Origin of the sequence: Salinisphaera shabanensis E1L3A (assembly GCF_000215955.2) — a bacterium.
Taxonomy (GTDB): Bacteria; Pseudomonadota; Gammaproteobacteria; order Nevskiales; family Salinisphaeraceae; genus Salinisphaera; species Salinisphaera shabanensis.
This window is the reverse complement of record NZ_AFNV02000036.1, coordinates 1-16,363: the sequence shown is the minus strand read 5'-3', so window position 1 is coordinate 16,363 and position 16,363 is coordinate 1. Positions and strand designations below refer to the sequence as shown.

Genomic DNA, 16,363 nt, shown 5'->3' with positions numbered 1-16,363 from the left:
CGGACGCTTATCATGCCGCCTTGCCTGATATCTAAGGACAAGGCATGGCAGAAATGCTTGCGGCCGGCGGTTGGCTGATGCTGCCGATCGCGATTTGTTCGGTGCTTGGCTTGGCGATCGTGATCGAACGGGTCTGGGCGCTGCGTGCGCAGCGTATTGCGCCGCCACCGCTGCTTGAACAGCGCGAGCAGCTGGCGCGTTCGCCCGCGCTATCGAACGCGGATCGACAGTCGCTGGAGGCGCATAGCCCGCTCGGGCGCGTGTGGGCAGCCGTTGTGGCCACCCGCGCCGAAAGTACCGATATCCGCCGCGAGCGGATCGAGGAAGCCGGGCGCCAGGCCGGTCACGATATGGCACGCTATCTGAATACGCTGGGCACCATTGCCGCCATCACACCCTTGCTTGGTTTGCTGGGTACGGTCGCCGGCATGATCCGCATATTCGCGACGATGACGGAAACCGGTCTCGGCGACGCCCAGGCGCTGGCGGGTGGCATCGGCCAGGCGCTCGTGACTACTGCGGCCGGTCTATGTGTGGCGATACCCGCACTTGTGGCGTATCGCTATTTCAACGGTTTGGTCGAAAAACGCGGGTTGCTGCTGGAGCAGTGGGCCGTGCGTCTTATCGAAGACCAGCGTGATACGCCGCACTCATGAAGTTCGTACGTCGCGCAACGGACCAGGAGCCGTCGGTTAACCTTACCCCGCTGATCGATGTGGTGTTTTTGCTGCTGATCTTTTTCATGGTGTCGAGTCGTTTCGTTGACGAAACGGATCTGCGGCTGGAGCTACCCGCGGCGGCGAGCGCTCAGCCGATGGCCAGTACCGAGGCGGTGATCGTCGATATCGATGCCGATGGTGCTTACCGCGTTGATGGGCGTAGCACTGGCGCGAATGAATTGGTCGCCTCTCTCGCGTCGCTGCGCGCGCAATATCCGGACCGCGCGCTGCGTGTGCGTGCGGACGGGGCCGCAAGTCATGCGGCGGTGGTGCAGGCTATGGATGCCGCATCGCAAGCTGCGTTCGAACGTGTCGAAATTGCGACCCGTAGCGACAAACGCTGACAATATGGCCCGGCGCCGCGGGCGTCGGGTATTTCACTTTCACGTATAGGCCCTGATCTTGGCGCGACAGAAATTCGAAACAAACATGCCGATTGGCGAGATCTATCCTCGCCTTTTGCGTTATACCTGGCGCCACAAGAAATGGCTGGGCATCGCCGCACTTGGTATGGCCGGTTATGCAGCGGCCGATACGGCACTGATATATATCCTTAAGCCGCTGCTCGATGGCAGCATCGTTGATCGTGATCCGTGGATGATCCGCTGGATTCCGGCGTTCATGCTCGTACTGTTCCTGTTTCGCGGCGTGTTCGGATTCTGTTCGAGCTATGGTATGTCGTGGGTGGCCAATCGCGTCATCTACAACGTGCGTAGCGATATATTCGCGCAATTCCTGCGTTTGCCGTCCAGCTTTTTTGATGCGAACTCGACCGGCAAGACCACCGCGAAGCTGACTTATTACACCGGCCAGATTTCCGGAGCGGCGACCAGCGCCATCACCATCATGATCCAGGATACGCTCCGGATCGTGGGCTTTACGTTTTTGATGTTCTGGATCAACTGGTCCCTGGCCTTGATCACGCTGGTTATCGGCCCCCTCATTGCGATCATCATCAGCCATGTGTCGAAGCGGTTCCGACGCTATAGTGTGAGCATTCAGCAGTCGATGAGCGATATCACCCACGTGAGTGAAGAAGTGCTCACCGGCCAACGGGTTGTAAAGGTCTTCGGCGGCGAAGAACGCGAACGCCAGGCCTTCGACCGGATCAACGAACGTAATCGACGCATGTCGATGCGCAAGGCCACCACCAGTGCGGCCAGCGTGCCGGTGATCCAGCTGATTGCTGCGTTTGCCGTGGCCTTCGTCGTGTCGGTTGCCGTACGCGACACCGGCGGTGGCATCATGTCGCCGGGCGATCTGGCTGCGTTCTTCGGCGCGATGATGGCGATGATGGGTCCGATCAAGCGTCTGACCAGCGTCAATGCCACGATCCAGGCGGGCATGGCCGCTGCGGGTGCGATTTTCGAGCTGATCGACGAGCCGACCGAGAACGATAACGGCACCCTCGCGATCGATCGGGCGAAAGGCCATATCGAGGTGCGCGAACTGACATTTCGCTATCCGCGAACCGAAACCGATGTGCTGCGCGATATCAGTTTCGAGGTGAAGCCGGGCCAGACGGTCGCGTTCGTCGGTCGTTCCGGGAGCGGCAAATCCACGTTGCTGTCGCTGTTGCCGCGCTTCTACGACTATGGCGAGGGCAGCATTCGCCTGGATGGCCACGATCTCACCGAATATCGGATGAATGATCTGCGCCAGCAGATCAGCCTCGTGGACCAGAACGTCATCCTCTTCAACGATACCGTGGCGGGCAATATTGCCTATGGCGCGCTTGGCGATGCCGATCGCGAGACTGTGGTCGATGCGGCCCGTCGCGCCTATGCAGATGAGTTCATTCAGTCGCTGCCGAAGGGTTATGACACGCTGGTCGGCCAGAACGGCATCATGCTCTCGGGCGGCCAGCGCCAGCGTATCGCCATCGCGCGCGCACTGCTCAAGGATTCGCCGATTCTGATTCTGGATGAGGCGACCTCGGCGCTGGATACCGAGTCGGAAAAGGCCATCCAGAAGGGGCTCGACGTGCTCATGCGCGATCGCACGACCCTGGTGATCGCCCATCGCCTGTCGACCATTCAGGACGCCGATCTGATCGTTGTCATGCATGACGGCGAACTGGTTGAAAAGGGAACACACAGCGAACTGATGCAGATCGGCGGTCATTATCGCGGTTTGCACGATATCCAGTTCGCGCGGCCTGACTGAGTGGCTGTTCTGCAAGTGCAGCCGCCGCGTCCGGGAGTTTAGTTCGATGGAGCCAGCGAGCGACGCACAGGGGCGCGATGCGGGGTTCGGGAAAAGCTGTACGGCGCGATTGCCGCTCGCACAGAACCGTGTTGTGAGGGGCGATGCGCGCCGCCCTTGAGCGCAGTTGGTATGCCCGCAACGGCGCATGGCCCGTGTTGCGCCCGCTGGCCTGGCTCTTCGGCCGGGTAGTCGATCTGCGCCGCCAGCTTTATCGACGCGGTTGGCTGGCCAGCGAGGCCGTGGGTGTGCCGGTGCTTGTCGTCGGCAATATCACGGTCGGGGGAAGTGGCAAGACGCCGCTTACGCTCGCACTGATCGATAAGCTGCAGGCGCGCGGGGTGCGGGTGGGTGTTGTATCGCGCGGCTACGGCGGGCAATCCGATCGCTATCCGCTGGATGTGGATAAGCACACGGCCGCCGCGAGCGCCGGCGATGAGCCGGTGATGATGGCGATGCAATCGAGCGCGCGTGTGGTCGTGGACCCGCGCCGACCGCGTGGTGCGCGACGGTTGGTCAAGCAGGGAGTGGATATCGTGATTGCGGACGATGGGCTGCAACACTACGCGCTTCGACGCGATGCAGAGATCGCGGTGACTGACGCGCGCCGTGGTCTGGGCAACGGTCGTCTGCTGCCGGCAGGACCGCTGCGCGAACCGCGCGCCCGGCTTGAATCGGTCGATCTGTCGCTCGTGCACGGCGAGAACGCCGATTTCTGGCTGGCCCCGGGGCATGCCACGCCGGTGGCGGCCGACGAAGTAACGCGGCCATTGTCGCAGTTTGTCGGCACGCCGGTGCATGCGATCGCCGGTATCGGCGACCCACGCCGGTTTTTCGACATGCTCCGACGCGAAGGGCTGGAAGTCATCGAACACCCGATGCCCGATCATCATCGCTACCGCGCGACCGATCTCGACTTCGAAGACGACTACCCGGTCCTCATGACCTGCAAGGACGCGGTGAAATGTGCGGCCTTTGCCGACGCGCCGCGTTACTGGCAGGTGCCGGTTCGCGTCACGTTCAGCCCGGCCTGCGAAGCGCGTATCGATACGTTGCTCGATCGACTGATTGATACAGCACGCGCAGGCTGAACAAGAATTTTACCGCCAGAGGAGCGTCATGGATTTTGTGGTCATAATTCCGGCACGGCTTGCCAGTACGCGGCTACCCAACAAGGTGTTGCACGCGATCGCCGGCGAACCGATGCTGGCGCACGTCTGCCGAGCGGCACGCGCCAGCGGCGCTACTGAGGTGATTGTGGCGACCGACAGCGATGCGGTGGCCAAAGCAGCGGAGGTCGCCGGGGCGAGCGTAGCCATGACCCGTGCCGACCATAGTTGTGGCACCGATCGAATAGCCGAAGTCGCAGCGCAGCGCAACTGGCCGGATGATGCCATCGTGGTCAATGTGCAGGCCGACGAACCGTTGATGCCGCCACAACTGATCGACCAGGTCGCAAAAGCGCTCGAAAACGATACGGGGGCTGCGATCGCTACGGCCTGTACGCCGCTGAGCGACCGAGAAGCCTTTAACAATCCCAACATCGTGAAGGTCGTTTCGACGGCGAACGGGCGAGCCCTGTATTTCAGCCGCGCGCCAATCCCGTTTCATCGCGACAGTGCCAATGCCGATTTTGAAGGTCGCGCCTTTCGGCATCTGGGGATCTATGCCTATCGGGCGGCTGCGCTCAAGCAATTTTCGGCGGCACCGCCTGGTGCGTTGGAGCGTATCGAATCGCTCGAGCAGCTGCGGGCCTATGAATTGAATCTACCGATCGCGCTGGTCGAAGCCCTCGCAGTCCCTGGCCCCGGCGTGGATACACCTGACGATATCGCGATCGTCGAAGCGCTGATGGCATCGAAGACCTCATCGGAGTCTGCATCATGAACGAATCACCTGTCCGCGTGATGTTCGTCTGTTTGGGCAATATCTGTCGGTCGCCGACCGCGCACGGTGTTTTTCGCCGAATGGTCGAAGACGCGGGACTTACTGATCGAATCGAGATCGCCTCGTCGGGGACCGGCGATTGGCATATCGGCAAACCGCCGGACCGGCGTGCCGCGAGCGCGGCGCTTGCACGCGATATCGATATCGACGACCTTCGCGCGCAGCAGGTGACCGCAAGCGATCTGCAGGATTGCGATTACGTGCTCGCGATGGATGCCGACAATCTCGCGTCGCTGAAGAACCTGGCGAAGGCGACCCCCGACGCGCGCGCGCAGGTGGCTCTATTCATGTCTTTCAGCTCCGATTATCGCGATCAGAGCGTGCCCGATCCTTACTTCGGGGGCGAGCAAGGCTTCGAAATCGTGCTCGATATGATTGAAGACGCTTCAAACGGTCTGTTGAGCGATATACAAACGCGTTGGGCTGCGGCGCAATAGCGGGCCAGTCGGGTGCGGCCACGCCGCGAAAACGTGAATACCGAGGCACGCCGTTATAGATCCGTGTGCGGGTCGAAGATTCGACCCGCACAGGTGATCGGTATCGGGTCGATGATGTAGAAGCCCTGTAGACGCGCGGACGAGACCCTCGGGCGGACGAAGCAGGCGATACCGACGCGCATAAAAAAGGCCCGGCCCATTCCGGGCTGGGCCGTACGAACCCGCTAGTGATTCGCTCAGCGGGTCGGCGTATTGGTCGACTTTTCGTCGTCTGATGTTTCTGACGACTCGACACGCGTTTCCACCTGTTTGAGTGCCGTGTCGTCCTTCTTAGTGGTTTCATCGGCTGCACTGACCACCTCATCGACGCTGGCACGCGGCTGCGCTTCCGGAATCTCGACAGGTTCTGCCGTGGCCGCTGGTGCCGTGGCGGTCTTGTCGTCCGGCTCGTCCTCGCCGGTGGTCGCCGAATCCGCGATATCGGCTTGGCCGGTCGACTCGTCGCTACGGGTTTCGACCTGCTCGAGCGCGACGCTTTCCTCGGCATTCGTGTCGGCCGCAGCGGGTTCGGCTTTCTTAGCCGGCTTTCTCGTGCGCTTGCGCTTCGGCTTGGGCGCGGGTTGTTCAGCCTCTGTTGGCGCTTCGTCTATTTTCTCGACTTCTGCAACGGGGCTGGCCGGATTGTCGCTTTCTTCGGCCGGGGTTTCAGGCTGCGCTGTTTCGCTAGCCGGAGCCGGTGTGGGCGTGCTTGAACTGGGCTTGGTATTGCCATGGCTATGGCCGCCCTGGATTTCGTCCGCGCGCGCGCTGGCGGCTTCCTCGCGAGTTTCGACCGAACTCAAGTCGGATTCGGCCTGCGCGGGCTTGTGCTGAGACGCCGCTTTGGCATTGTCGCTTGCCGTCACCGCCGACCACGGTTGGTCGTCTTCGGGCGCCGGCGTTTTCAGCGGCTTGGAGGCCTCGGTCTGTTTTTCGACACTCGGCTCCATAGCAGGCGCGTCGGCGTCGCGTTGTTGAGTAGCCAACTCATTATCGTCTGCGCGCTTGTCAGCGGTTGGGGTATCGGCCGACGTGGTATCCGGCTTGTCGGCATTCAGCGAGGTATCGTCAGTCGGTTTTGGCGCTGAAGGCTTCGTATCACTGTCGGATTCTGAGTTCTGTGGCGCGCTTTGCGGTGTATCGCGGGTATCCGACGTGTTATCGGACGCGGTCTGCGCGTCATCCGATTGATTGCCGTCGGTTTGGCCGTCATTGGCTGTCTTGTTGCGATTACGTCCACCGCGACGCCCACGTCCGCCGCGACGGCGGCGGCGGCGACCGGTGCTGCTTTCGCTGTTCGAATCGCCGCCTTGGTTATCGCCCGTGTTATCGGATGCATTATCGGCTGTAGATTCGTTCGACGGATCCTGCTTGGTTGCCTCGTCGTTGTCCGGCGTGTTCGACGAATCGGACTTGGGCTGAGGCGCTTTCGACTGCTTGTCCTGTGACTCGTTTTTAGTAGCCGCCGGTTTGTCCGTTTTCTTCGAGTCGTCGTTTTTGGCGTTTGCCTTATTGTCGGACGACTTATCGCTCTTCCTGTCTTTGTTCGGCTTACTGCTGTTACTCGTGTCGGCGTCGCTTCGCTTATTCGAGCCCGCGTCGCTCTTGCGCGCGTTGTTCGATTTACTCTGCGAATTGTCGTTTTCTTTATTGCCGCTATCGTTGTCGCTACGGTTGTTACGCCGGTTGCGCCCGCCGCGACGCGAGCGTTTGTTATTGCTGCTGTTATCGCTGTCGTTATCGTTGTTGTCGTTGGAACGATTTGTACGACGTGGCTTGGTCTTGCGCGCGCCGTCGTCTTTCTCATTGTTGTTCGTGTCGGACGGTTGCTTCGACGGGCTGCGAGTCTGCGACTGTTTTGTATCAGCGGTCGCTGCGGCGGCGGTCGCCGGGATGGCATCGCCGGCGAATATGCGACGCAGCGCATCCCAGAGCTGCTGCCAGGGCGTCATCGTGGCAGCTGGCGATACAGTCGGCGCCTCGGCCGTCGTGGCCTTGCGTTCGATTACCGGCGCGTCGGGGCGGGCGACCCGCTTGACCGCGGGTTCTTCACGTGTGGTTGCGGCGGCCGTATGGTCGGGTTCGACTGGTTTTTCGATTTCGACGTGCGTATCCAAGCGGTAACTGGTTGCGTCGTTGGCATCTTCGGACAACTGGTCGCCGCGTACACGCTTGATCTCGTAGTGGGGTGTTTCCAGCGTGTGATTGGGTACCAGCGTGACTTGAGTGTTCGATCGCTTTTCAACGCCGGCGATATCGTCGCGTTTTTCGTTGAGCAGGAAACTGGCGACCGCGATCGGCAGCTGCACGATCACCCGGCCGGTGGCCGGCTTCATCGCTTCTTCTTCAAGCAGACGCAGGATCGATAGCGACAGCGATTCCACGCTGCGAATCGACCCCCGGCCCAGGCAGCGCGGGCAGGCCTGGGACGAGTATTCGGACAGCGACGGCTTGAGCCGCTGACGCGACATTTCGAGCAGGCCGAAGCGCGAAATACGCCCGATCTGAACGCGCGCACGGTCGACCTTGGCCGCCTGCTTGAGGCGGTTTTCCACCTCGCGCTGGTTCTTGTTGCTCTCCATGTCGATGAAATCGATCACGACCAGCCCGCCCAGATCGCGGATGCGCAGCTGGCGGGCGACTTCGTCGGCGGCTTCCAGGTTGGTATTGAAGGCGGTTTCTTCAATACCGCCACCCTTGGTGGCGCGTGCGGAGTTGATATCGACCGAGGTCATCGCCTCGGTGTGGTCGATAACGATCGAGCCGCCGGAGGGCAGCGTGACTTCACGCTCGAATGCGCTTTCGATCTGCGATTCGACCTGAAAACGCGAGAACAGCGGCGTTTCGTCGGTGTAGTGCTTGAGCTTGTTCAGGGCATGCGGCATGACCTGCTGCATGAACTCGCGGCCGGTCTCGTAGATATCGGTCTGGTCGATGAGTACTTCGCCGATATCGTCGCGCAGATAATCGCGCAACGCGCGGATGATGACGTTGGATTCCTGATAAACCAGGAAGGGCGCCTTGCGTGCGTCGGCAGCATCGTTGATCGCCTTCCAGACCTGGGCCAGATAATCCAGATCCCATTGCAGCTCTTCTGCACATCGGCCCACACCGGCGGTGCGTACGATCACACCCATGCCGTTAGGCACCTGGACCTCGTTAAGGGCTTCGCGCAGTTCGTTGCGATCCTCGCCCTCGATACGCCTAGATACGCCACCCGCACGCGGGTTGTTAGGCATGAGCACGAGATAGCGCCCGGCCAGACTGACGAAGGTCGTGAGAGCGGCGCCCTTGTTGCCGCGTTCCTCTTTTTCGACCTGAACGATGATCTCCTGACCTTCGGACAACGCATGCTTGATGCTGTCCTTGCCGTTACCGCCGTTCTGATTCTTGTTGAAATAGTCCTTGGCGACTTCCTTGAGCGGCAGGAAACCGTGGCGATTGCCGCCGTAATCGATGAAGGCGGCTTCTAGGCTCGGCTCGACGCGGGTCACGCGGCCTTTGTAGACGTTGGCCTTGCGCTGTTCGCGGCTGCCGACTTCGATATCTAGATCATGGAGTTTCTGGCCATCGACGATCGCCACGCGCAGCTCTTCTGGCTGCGTGGCGTTGATCAAAATGCGTTTCATTCGAATGGGTCTCGACTGGCGCTCGACTGTCCGAAAGAGTGAGCGGCGCGCGCAAACAGGCGCCGGCCGCCGGCGTACCCATGGTTTCGCGGCCGGTAAGGACGGCGACGATCACGTGGTGCGCAGCAGCAATCAGACAGGAGCACATGAATAAATAAATGACTCTTCGCGGAAGAACACGCTGTTTCAGGGGCGCATGCTAGGCTTGCCCTGCGTTTTTTGAAGCGTGTGACAAATGACTGTCAGTCGGCGATTGTGTGCCCGCGCGGAAAGGCGTCGGCGGACAGCTTAATCAACCCGACCTTGGGAGTGTAATCTGACTACGGCAGCCGCTCAAGTTCGCTATGTCCGTGTCGATAAAAACGACGTCGGCATGCGACTCGACAATTTTCTGTTGCGCACGTTTCGCAACGTCCCGAAATCGAAGGTCTATCGCATTATCCGTAGCGGCGAGGTGCGGGTGAACCGCGGCCGTGCCAAGCCGGCGACACGCCTGGCGGAAGGCGACGAAATCCGTTTGCCGCCGGTGCGCCAGAAAGAAAAACCGGGCCCGGGGCGTCCGCCTGACGGGCTGATCGACAAGGCCCGCAAAGCGCTCATGCTCGAACGCGACGATATGCTCGTGTTCAACAAGCCGGCCGGGCTGGCCGTACACGCCGGCAGTGGGTTGCGCTTTGGCCTGATCGAAATTCTGCGTGTTGCGCGCCCGGGTGAGTATGTAGAGCTGGTTCACCGGCTCGATCGTCAGACCAGCGGCTGTTTATTGGTGGCGCGCTCACGGGCCGCGCTGGATGCGCTGCGGGCCGGGCTCAACGACGCGATAGCGACCAAGCGCTATCTCGCGCTCGTCGACGGCCACTGGAAAGAGGGGGCGATCGAGATCGATGCACCGCTATCGCGCGATGTCGAGCGCAGCGGCGAGCGCATGGTGACGGTCGACCCGAGCGGCGGCCGGGTGAGCGTGTCGCGTTTCGAGCCGATCGCCTTTTATGCGGACGCCACTTTGATGTCGGTCGAGATCAAGACCGGGCGTACGCACCAGATTCGTGTGCACGCGGCGCATTGTGGTCATCCGGTCGCAGCTGACGACAAGTATGGTTCGAATCGCCGCGCGGCGATTTGGCAAGAACGGGGGCTTGGCCGCATGTTCTTGCACGCGGCGCACATCGACATGCCGTATGGCAACGACACATTGCAGCTCGATGCGCCACTGGCAAACGACCTGCAGCAGATACTCGATCGTCTGGATAGACAGGAATGAAGCAATACGAACTACTGGTGTTCGATTGGGACGGAACGCTCATGGACTCGGCGGGCGAGATCGTTTCGGCGATGCAGAATGCGATTCAGGAGTTGGGTTTGCCAGAGCGCTCGCCGGATCGTATGCGAGAGCTGATTGGCCTCGGGTTGGATGATGTGCTTTCGCGGCTGTTTCCCGAGCTCGATACCCAGCGCGTACGCGCACGTCTGCATGCCTATCGCGCACGCTATGGCATGCAGCGCAGCAAAGCCGTGCTGTTCCCGCCCGTGCTTGATGCGCTCGATACGCTCAAGGCACAAGGCTTTGCGATGGCCGTTGCGACGGGCAAAAGTCGGCGCGGTCTCGATGCGGCGATGCGTTCGACGGGAACCGAGAGCTATTTCCGCTGGACCCGCTGTGCCGATGAGTGCACGCCCAAGCCGGCGCCCGACATGATGGAGAATATCCTGCTGCGCTCGGCCACGTTGCCCGAACATGCGCTCATGATTGGTGACACCGAATACGATGTCGCTATGGCACGTGCTGCGGGCGTGGATGCGATCGGCGTGGGCTGTGGTGTTCACGATGCCAAGCGCTTGCGCCGCGCGGGCGCGATCGAGGTGCTGGACAGTGTTCAAACACTGCCCGACTGGCTGGCTTGCGAGCGACGCACCGCCTAGCGATCGATCAGGGAATCTCGACGCCAGCTTCCTCGAGCAGTTGGCGCAGCGCGATCAGTGGCAGGCCCACCAGTGTTGAAGGGTCTTTCGATTCGATGGATTCGACCAGACTGATGCCAAGACCTTCGGACTTGATACTGCCGGCCGTGGCGGTCACGTCCTCGGCTTCCACATAGCGCGCGATCTGTTCGTCGCTGAGTTTACGAAAACGTGTCGTGACCGTTTCCACACACGAACGCGGCCGCTCGAAGCTCGGCGCGCATACGCATAGACCGGTATGGAAATACACGGTCTTGCCCGATTGGTGGCGAAGCTGTGCGCGTGCCTTTTCAGCAGTGCCGGGTTTGCCGAGAATATCGCCTTCGACATCCGCAACCTGGTCCGAACCGATCACGATCGCATTGGGCGAGGCTTCGAAGATCTTGGATGCCTTGCCGATCGCGAGCCGTTCGGCTAGCGCGGCGGGTGCTTCGCCATCATGCGCACTTTCATCGATCTCTGGCGAAGTGGCTTCGAATTTGATGCCCAGTTGCGCTAGCAGCTGGCGACGCCAGGGCGAGCTTGAAGCAAGAATAATAGTGGCGGGGCGGGTCGAGCCCATGGTTTGTCCTTTATAGGCGAATCTCTGGCGGGCGAAGGATAAACGATCGGTCGCCGAATCCGCTGGTCACGCACGCCGGTGAATGCAGGCCAGCTGGGCGAAATGCTTTGACTTGGCGGGTCTTCGCCCCTATTATCGCGCGCCATGAGCACGCCCCGAGCGCTGGTACACCGTGTCGATTTTCGTCGGCTCGCCACTCATCAGGGGCGTATTGAAGGCCGTCTCGATCTGGTACGTCTGGATCGGGTTGCGGCAGAGACGATCAACGCTCAGGCTGGCGATACGCCGGTCGACGTGGATCTCGTGTTTCGGGAGGACGCGCAACGGCGCGTTCATGTCGAAGGCGATATCAGAACGACGTTGCGGCTCGAATGCCAGCGTTGCCTGAATGCTTTCGATCATCCGATGAACGTGGACGTGGCCGGGGTAGTGGTCGGCGACGACGAAGCCGCTGCAAACGTACCGCGCGAACACGAACCGGTGCTGGCTGACGGCGAGATGCTCGATGTGCATGCGCTGGTGGCCGACGAATTGCTGCTGGCGCTACCGAGTGTGGCTCGCTGCAGCAGGGCCGAATGCGCGGCGCAGTATGTCGATGACGACATGCCGCGTCGCGACGTAAAAAACGACGAAGAACGCAACAATCCGTTCGCGGTGCTCAGTCAGCTCAAGCGCGACGATTGACGATTTCCGACAACGCTGGAAGACATAGAACGCCATGGCCGTCCAAAAGAACCGCAAATCCCGTTCGAAGCGCGACAAACGTCGCAACACGCACGCCAGCATGAACCCGCCGACGCTGTCGATCGACCAGACGACCGGCGAAACGCATCTGCGTCATCACGTGACCCGCGATGGTTTCTATCGTGGTCGGCGCGTCGTCAATACCGGCGACGACGCTTAGCGTCTGAGTGATCTCGGGGCGCCGCCCCGGGTTGCTAACCATGACACGTATTGCAGTCGACGCCATGAGCGGCGACCACGGCGCCCCTGTGGCCGTGGAAGCTGCCGTGGCGAGCTTGCATGCTCATCCCGAGCTCGAAATTGTCCTCGTGGGCGATACCGAGACATTGAATCGTCAGGTCGCGCGTCATCGCAAGGCGGATTTCGGCTCGCGGCTTGCGGTGCGCCACGCCAGCGAAATCGTGGGTATGTCCGAATCGCCGGCGCGCTCTTTGCGCCAGAAGAAAGATTCGTCCATGCGCGTGGCGATCAATTTGGTGCACGGCGGCGAGGCGCAGGCCTGTGTATCTGCCGGTAATACCGGCGCCCTCATGGCGACCGCACGGTTCGTGCTGAAAACCCTGGCTGGGATCGATCGCCCCGCGATCGTATCGCCGATCCCGTCGCGGCGTGGGCACACGCTGATGCTCGATTTGGGTGCGAACGCCGAATCCACGCCCGAGCAGCTGTTCCAGTTTGCGGTCATGGGCGCCGTGCTCGCAGAAGCGGTACACGGTGTCGATGAGCCGCGTGTCGGGCTACTCAATATCGGCGCCGAGGAAATCAAGGGTAATACCCAGATTCAGCAGGCCGGCAAGCTCCTAGGCGACAGCGAATTGAACTATATCGGCTTCGTCGAGGGCGACGATATCTATATTGGTGACGTCGATGTGGTGGTCTGTGATGGCTTCGTCGGCAATGTTGCGCTGAAGACCAGTGAAGGCCTCGGCAAGCTGATCGCTCAGTTTCTGCGCGAAGAATTTTCGCGCAATGCACTTACGCGAAGCGCGGCATTCTTCGCCATGCCGGTGCTCAAGGCATTTCGCCGCCGGGTCGACCCACGTCAATACAACGGTGCCACGTTCATTGGTCTGCAGGGCACTGTCATCAAGTCGCACGGCGATGCCGATGCGATTGCCTTCGCCAGCGCGATAAACGTCGCCCGCATGGAAGTCGAGCAACAGGTACCCGAGCGTATCAGTTCGCTTCTCGCGCACAATCTCGGCGAATAGTCCGAATCTCTCGATACGATCCTTCGTGGTGCGTGCCGTGTCTGGCCGGCGCGCGGGATCGATTGCGTCCGATCGATTGATTTGCTGCCCCCGTATCCTTATATCCTGCGTATAGAAAATGGATCCGATGCCGATCAAGTCTCATAAGGAGATGGCGGCAAGCCGAGGTAGGCGTTAGATGAGTCAGTCCGACAAACCGAAGCCGACGGTGGAAGACGAAGGCGAGGCCGTTGTCGAAACCAGTCGGCCGAAGACGAAGCAGCCACCGCTCTACAAAGTGGTGATGCACAACGACGATTTCACACCTATGGAATTCGTCGTCGAAGTATTGATGACGTTTTTCAACCTCAATCGCGAGCAATCGGTACAGATCATGCTGACCGTTCATACACGGGGCAAGGCGGTGGCTGGTACGTTTACGGCTCAGATCGCTGAGACCAAAGTCGCGATGGTCAACGACCATGCGCGCGCCCATCAGCACCCGCTGTTGTGTACTATGGAAAAAGCCTGATTTTCAAACCCGTAAAGGACACGGTCAGGCCTCAATCGAACATAAGGTTCGGGGACGTAAAATGCTGAGCCAGGAACTTCAAACCGCTCTGGATGCCGCCTTCATGGTGGCCCGACGTCAGCACCACGAGATGCTGACGGTCGAACATCTTCTGATGTCGCTGCTGGATAACCCAGCGGTGGCTGAAGTGTTGGAAGCGATAAGCGCGGATATTCCGCGTCTGGAACGCGAACTCAAAAGCTATATCGATACGCACGTGCCGGTTGTACCGGCCGGCGAGGATCATGAAGTCCAGCCGACGCTGGGTTTTCAGCGCGTACTTCAGCGCGCGGTCTATCACGTGCAGTCGTCGGGCAAGAAAGAGGTGACCGCGGTCAACGTGCTCATCGCGATCTTCTCCGAACAGGAGTCCCACGCCGTCTATCTGCTCGGCGAGCAGGATGTGACGCGCCTCGACGTGGTCAATTATGTTTCCCACGGCGTGTCCAAATCGGGCAATGAAGGTGAACAAGCCGGCCCGGCGACGGAAAAAGCCGCGGAAGACGGTGGCGAGGCCGGTAAATCTCCGCTCGAGCAGTATGCAACCAACCTCAACCGCAAGGCGGCCGAGGGCGATGTCGATCCCTTGATCGGCCGCGATCACGAGATCGAGCGCGTCGTGCAGACGCTATGCCGGCGGCGCAAGAATAATCCCTTGCTTGTAGGCGAAGCCGGCGTCGGCAAGACAGCGATCGCGGAAGGCCTTGCACGCATGATCGTCGACGGTGAAGTGCCGGAGGTGCTCGGTAAAAGCGTGATTTATGCGCTCGATCTTGGCGCTTTGATTGCCGGCACAAAATACCGCGGCGACTTCGAGAAACGCCTCAAGGGCGTATTGGCCGAACTGGAAAAACACGACGGCGCAGTCCTGTTCATCGACGAGATCCATACGATCATCGGCGCGGGCGCTGCCTCGGGCGGCGTGATGGATGCCTCGAACCTTCTCAAGCCGAAGTTGGCCTCGGGCGAGTTGCGCTGCATGGGCGCGACCACCTACCAGGAGTTTCGTGGCGTATTCGAAAAGGATCGCGCGCTGGCGCGCCGATTCCAGAAAATCGACGTGCCCGAGCCGAGCGTGGCCGACACTGTGCAGATTCTGCGCGGCCTCAAGGACCGTTTCGAAGAACATCATCAGGTGCGGTATACCCAGCCGGCGCTGGAAGCTGCGGCCGAGCTGTCCGCCCGCCACATCAATGATCGGCACCTTCCGGACAAAGCGATCGACGTCATCGACGAAGCCGGGGCGCGCCTGCGCCTTCGACCCTCAAGCAAGAAGCGCAAGACCGTACAAGTCCGTGATATCGAAGATATGGTGTCGCGTATCGCGCGGATTCCGTCGAAGACGGTTTCTCGCGACGACCGAGACGTGCTCAAGACGCTCGAGCGTGATCTGAAGCTCGTGATCTTCGGGCAGGACGAAGCCGTCACATCGCTTGCCAGTGCGATCAAGATGTCGCGCTCCGGGCTGGATAACCGCGACAAGCCCATCGGTTCGTTCCTGTTCGCGGGACCCACCGGCGTCGGCAAGACCGAGGTTACGCGCCAGCTCGCCATGCATCTGGGCGTGGAACTCGTTCGCTTCGATATGTCTGAGTACATGGAGCGCCATACCGTGTCGCGCCTGATTGGTGCGCCGCCGGGTTATGTCGGTTACGACCAGGGTGGTTTGCTGACCGAAGCGGTCAACAAGCAGCCGCACTCCGTCGTACTGCTCGACGAGATCGAGAAAGCCCACCCGGATATCTTCAATTTGTTACTGCAGGTGATGGATCACGGCAAACTTACTGATAATAATGGCCGCGAAGCCGATTTCCGTAACGTGATCCTTGTGATGACGACTAACGCGGGCGCTGAAGCGATGGCCAGCCGCGGGATCGGCTTCAATCCCAGCGACAGCAGTTCGGATGGCATGGAAGCGATTCGTCGCGGTTTCACGCCCGAGTTCCGCAATCGTCTGGATTCGATCATCCAGTTCGAGCCGCTACAGGGCGAAGTCATCGAGCGTGTGGTCGACAAGTTCATCCTTCAGCTCGAAGCACAGCTGGAAGCACGCGGTGTCGGGCTCACTGTGGAGTCCGAAGCGCGCAGTTGGCTGGCCGAACGCGGCTACGATGTGAAGATGGGTGCACGGCCGATGGCACGCGTTATTCAGGACCACATCAAGAAGCCGTTGGCCGAAGAGCTGTTGTTTGGCCGGCTCGCCAACGGCGGCCAGGTGGTCGTGCGTGTGGACAACGACGCGATCGAGCTGGATGTGTCGCCGCGGGAAACCGCCGAGGCCTAGCTGTACTACGACGACCAGGCGACTTTAAAAGAGCGCCCCAAGGCCCGGTTTTACCCTAATGCCGTTCATTTAAGCAT

The 16,363-nt window shown here is 60.6% G+C and carries 15 protein-coding genes; 13 read left to right on the top strand and 2 right to left on the bottom strand.

Annotation, left to right across the window (positions count from 1 at the left end; all coding sequences use genetic code 11):
• The first annotated feature begins 44 nt into the window (after positions 1-44).
• From SSPSH_RS17095 to SSPSH_RS17070, 6 genes are all read left to right on the top strand, one after another.
• Entirely contained in the window at positions 45-656 is a 612-nt protein-coding gene (locus SSPSH_RS17095; RefSeq protein WP_006913931.1) for a MotA/TolQ/ExbB proton channel family protein, read from the top strand.
• On the top strand, positions 653-1,063 hold the full coding sequence (locus SSPSH_RS17090; RefSeq protein WP_006913930.1) for an ExbD/TolR family protein: 411 nt from the start codon (positions 653-655) through the stop codon (positions 1,061-1,063). Before SSPSH_RS17095 ends, SSPSH_RS17090 begins: the two co-directional genes overlap by 4 nt.
• Before the next feature lie 115 nt (positions 1,064-1,178).
• Positions 1,179-2,885: a lipid A export permease/ATP-binding protein MsbA gene (msbA, locus tag SSPSH_RS17085; RefSeq protein WP_202962199.1), complete on the top strand. Its 1,707-nt coding sequence runs from the start codon at positions 1,179-1,181 to the stop codon at positions 2,883-2,885.
• A gap of 143 nt (positions 2,886-3,028) precedes the next feature.
• Complete coding sequence (lpxK, locus tag SSPSH_RS17080; protein WP_006913928.1) at positions 3,029-4,015, top strand: tetraacyldisaccharide 4'-kinase; 987 nt, start codon at positions 3,029-3,031, stop codon at positions 4,013-4,015.
• Between the two features lie 28 nt (positions 4,016-4,043).
• Positions 4,044-4,811, top strand: a complete 768-nt coding sequence (gene kdsB, locus SSPSH_RS17075) for a 3-deoxy-manno-octulosonate cytidylyltransferase (protein ID WP_006913927.1) — start codon at positions 4,044-4,046, stop codon at positions 4,809-4,811.
• Positions 4,808-5,308 (top strand): low molecular weight protein-tyrosine-phosphatase, encoded by a 501-nt coding sequence (locus SSPSH_RS17070; protein WP_006913926.1) that lies wholly within the window; start codon positions 4,808-4,810, stop codon positions 5,306-5,308. The genes kdsB and SSPSH_RS17070 overlap by 4 nt, the downstream gene beginning before the upstream one ends.
• Positions 5,309-5,544: 236 nt before the next feature.
• On the opposite strand, the gene SSPSH_RS17065 is transcribed toward SSPSH_RS17070, so the two are convergent.
• A complete protein-coding gene (locus tag SSPSH_RS17065; RefSeq protein ID WP_006913924.1) occupies positions 5,545-8,976 on the bottom strand; it encodes an Rne/Rng family ribonuclease in 3,432 nt (1,143 codons plus the stop codon).
• Positions 8,977-9,349: 373 nt separating this feature from the next.
• On the opposite strand from SSPSH_RS17065, the gene SSPSH_RS17060 reads away from it, so the two are divergent.
• Together SSPSH_RS17060 and SSPSH_RS17055 are read left to right on the top strand one after the other, a co-directional pair.
• Complete coding sequence (locus SSPSH_RS17060) at positions 9,350-10,237, top strand: RluA family pseudouridine synthase (RefSeq protein WP_006913923.1); 888 nt, start codon at positions 9,350-9,352, stop codon at positions 10,235-10,237.
• Positions 10,234-10,896: an HAD family hydrolase gene (locus SSPSH_RS17055; protein WP_006913922.1), complete on the top strand. Its 663-nt coding sequence runs from the start codon at positions 10,234-10,236 to the stop codon at positions 10,894-10,896. The genes SSPSH_RS17060 and SSPSH_RS17055 overlap by 4 nt, the downstream gene beginning before the upstream one ends.
• A gap of 7 nt (positions 10,897-10,903) precedes the next feature.
• Here the strand turns inward: SSPSH_RS17055 and SSPSH_RS17050 are convergent, their stop codons facing one another.
• Positions 10,904-11,497, bottom strand: a complete 594-nt coding sequence (locus SSPSH_RS17050; protein ID WP_006913921.1) for a Maf family protein — start codon at positions 11,495-11,497, stop codon at positions 10,904-10,906.
• A 144-nt stretch (positions 11,498-11,641) separates the two neighbouring features.
• Here SSPSH_RS17050 and SSPSH_RS17045 point away from each other — a divergent pair, with 144 nt between their 5' ends.
• The 5 genes from SSPSH_RS17045 to clpA all read left to right on the top strand — a co-directional run bounded on the left by SSPSH_RS17045 (position 11,642) and on the right by clpA (position 16,286).
• Positions 11,642-12,181 carry a YceD family protein gene (locus SSPSH_RS17045; protein ID WP_006913920.1) on the top strand — a complete coding sequence of 180 codons (540 nt, stop codon included), beginning with the start codon at positions 11,642-11,644 and terminating at the stop codon, positions 12,179-12,181.
• 34 nt (positions 12,182-12,215) lie between these two features.
• Complete coding sequence (gene rpmF, locus SSPSH_RS17040; protein ID WP_006913919.1) at positions 12,216-12,401, top strand: 50S ribosomal protein L32; 186 nt, start codon at positions 12,216-12,218, stop codon at positions 12,399-12,401.
• A 40-nt stretch (positions 12,402-12,441) separates the two neighbouring features.
• A complete protein-coding gene (plsX, locus tag SSPSH_RS17035; protein ID WP_006913918.1) occupies positions 12,442-13,452 on the top strand; it encodes a phosphate acyltransferase PlsX in 1,011 nt (336 codons plus the stop codon).
• Positions 13,453-13,630: 178 nt separating this feature from the next.
• A complete protein-coding gene (gene clpS, locus SSPSH_RS17030; RefSeq protein ID WP_006913917.1) occupies positions 13,631-13,963 on the top strand; it encodes an ATP-dependent Clp protease adapter ClpS in 333 nt (110 codons plus the stop codon).
• A 61-nt stretch (positions 13,964-14,024) separates the two neighbouring features.
• Entirely contained in the window at positions 14,025-16,286 is a 2,262-nt protein-coding gene (clpA, locus tag SSPSH_RS17025; RefSeq protein ID WP_006913916.1) for an ATP-dependent Clp protease ATP-binding subunit ClpA, read from the top strand.
• Positions 16,287-16,363 lie beyond the last annotated feature (77 nt).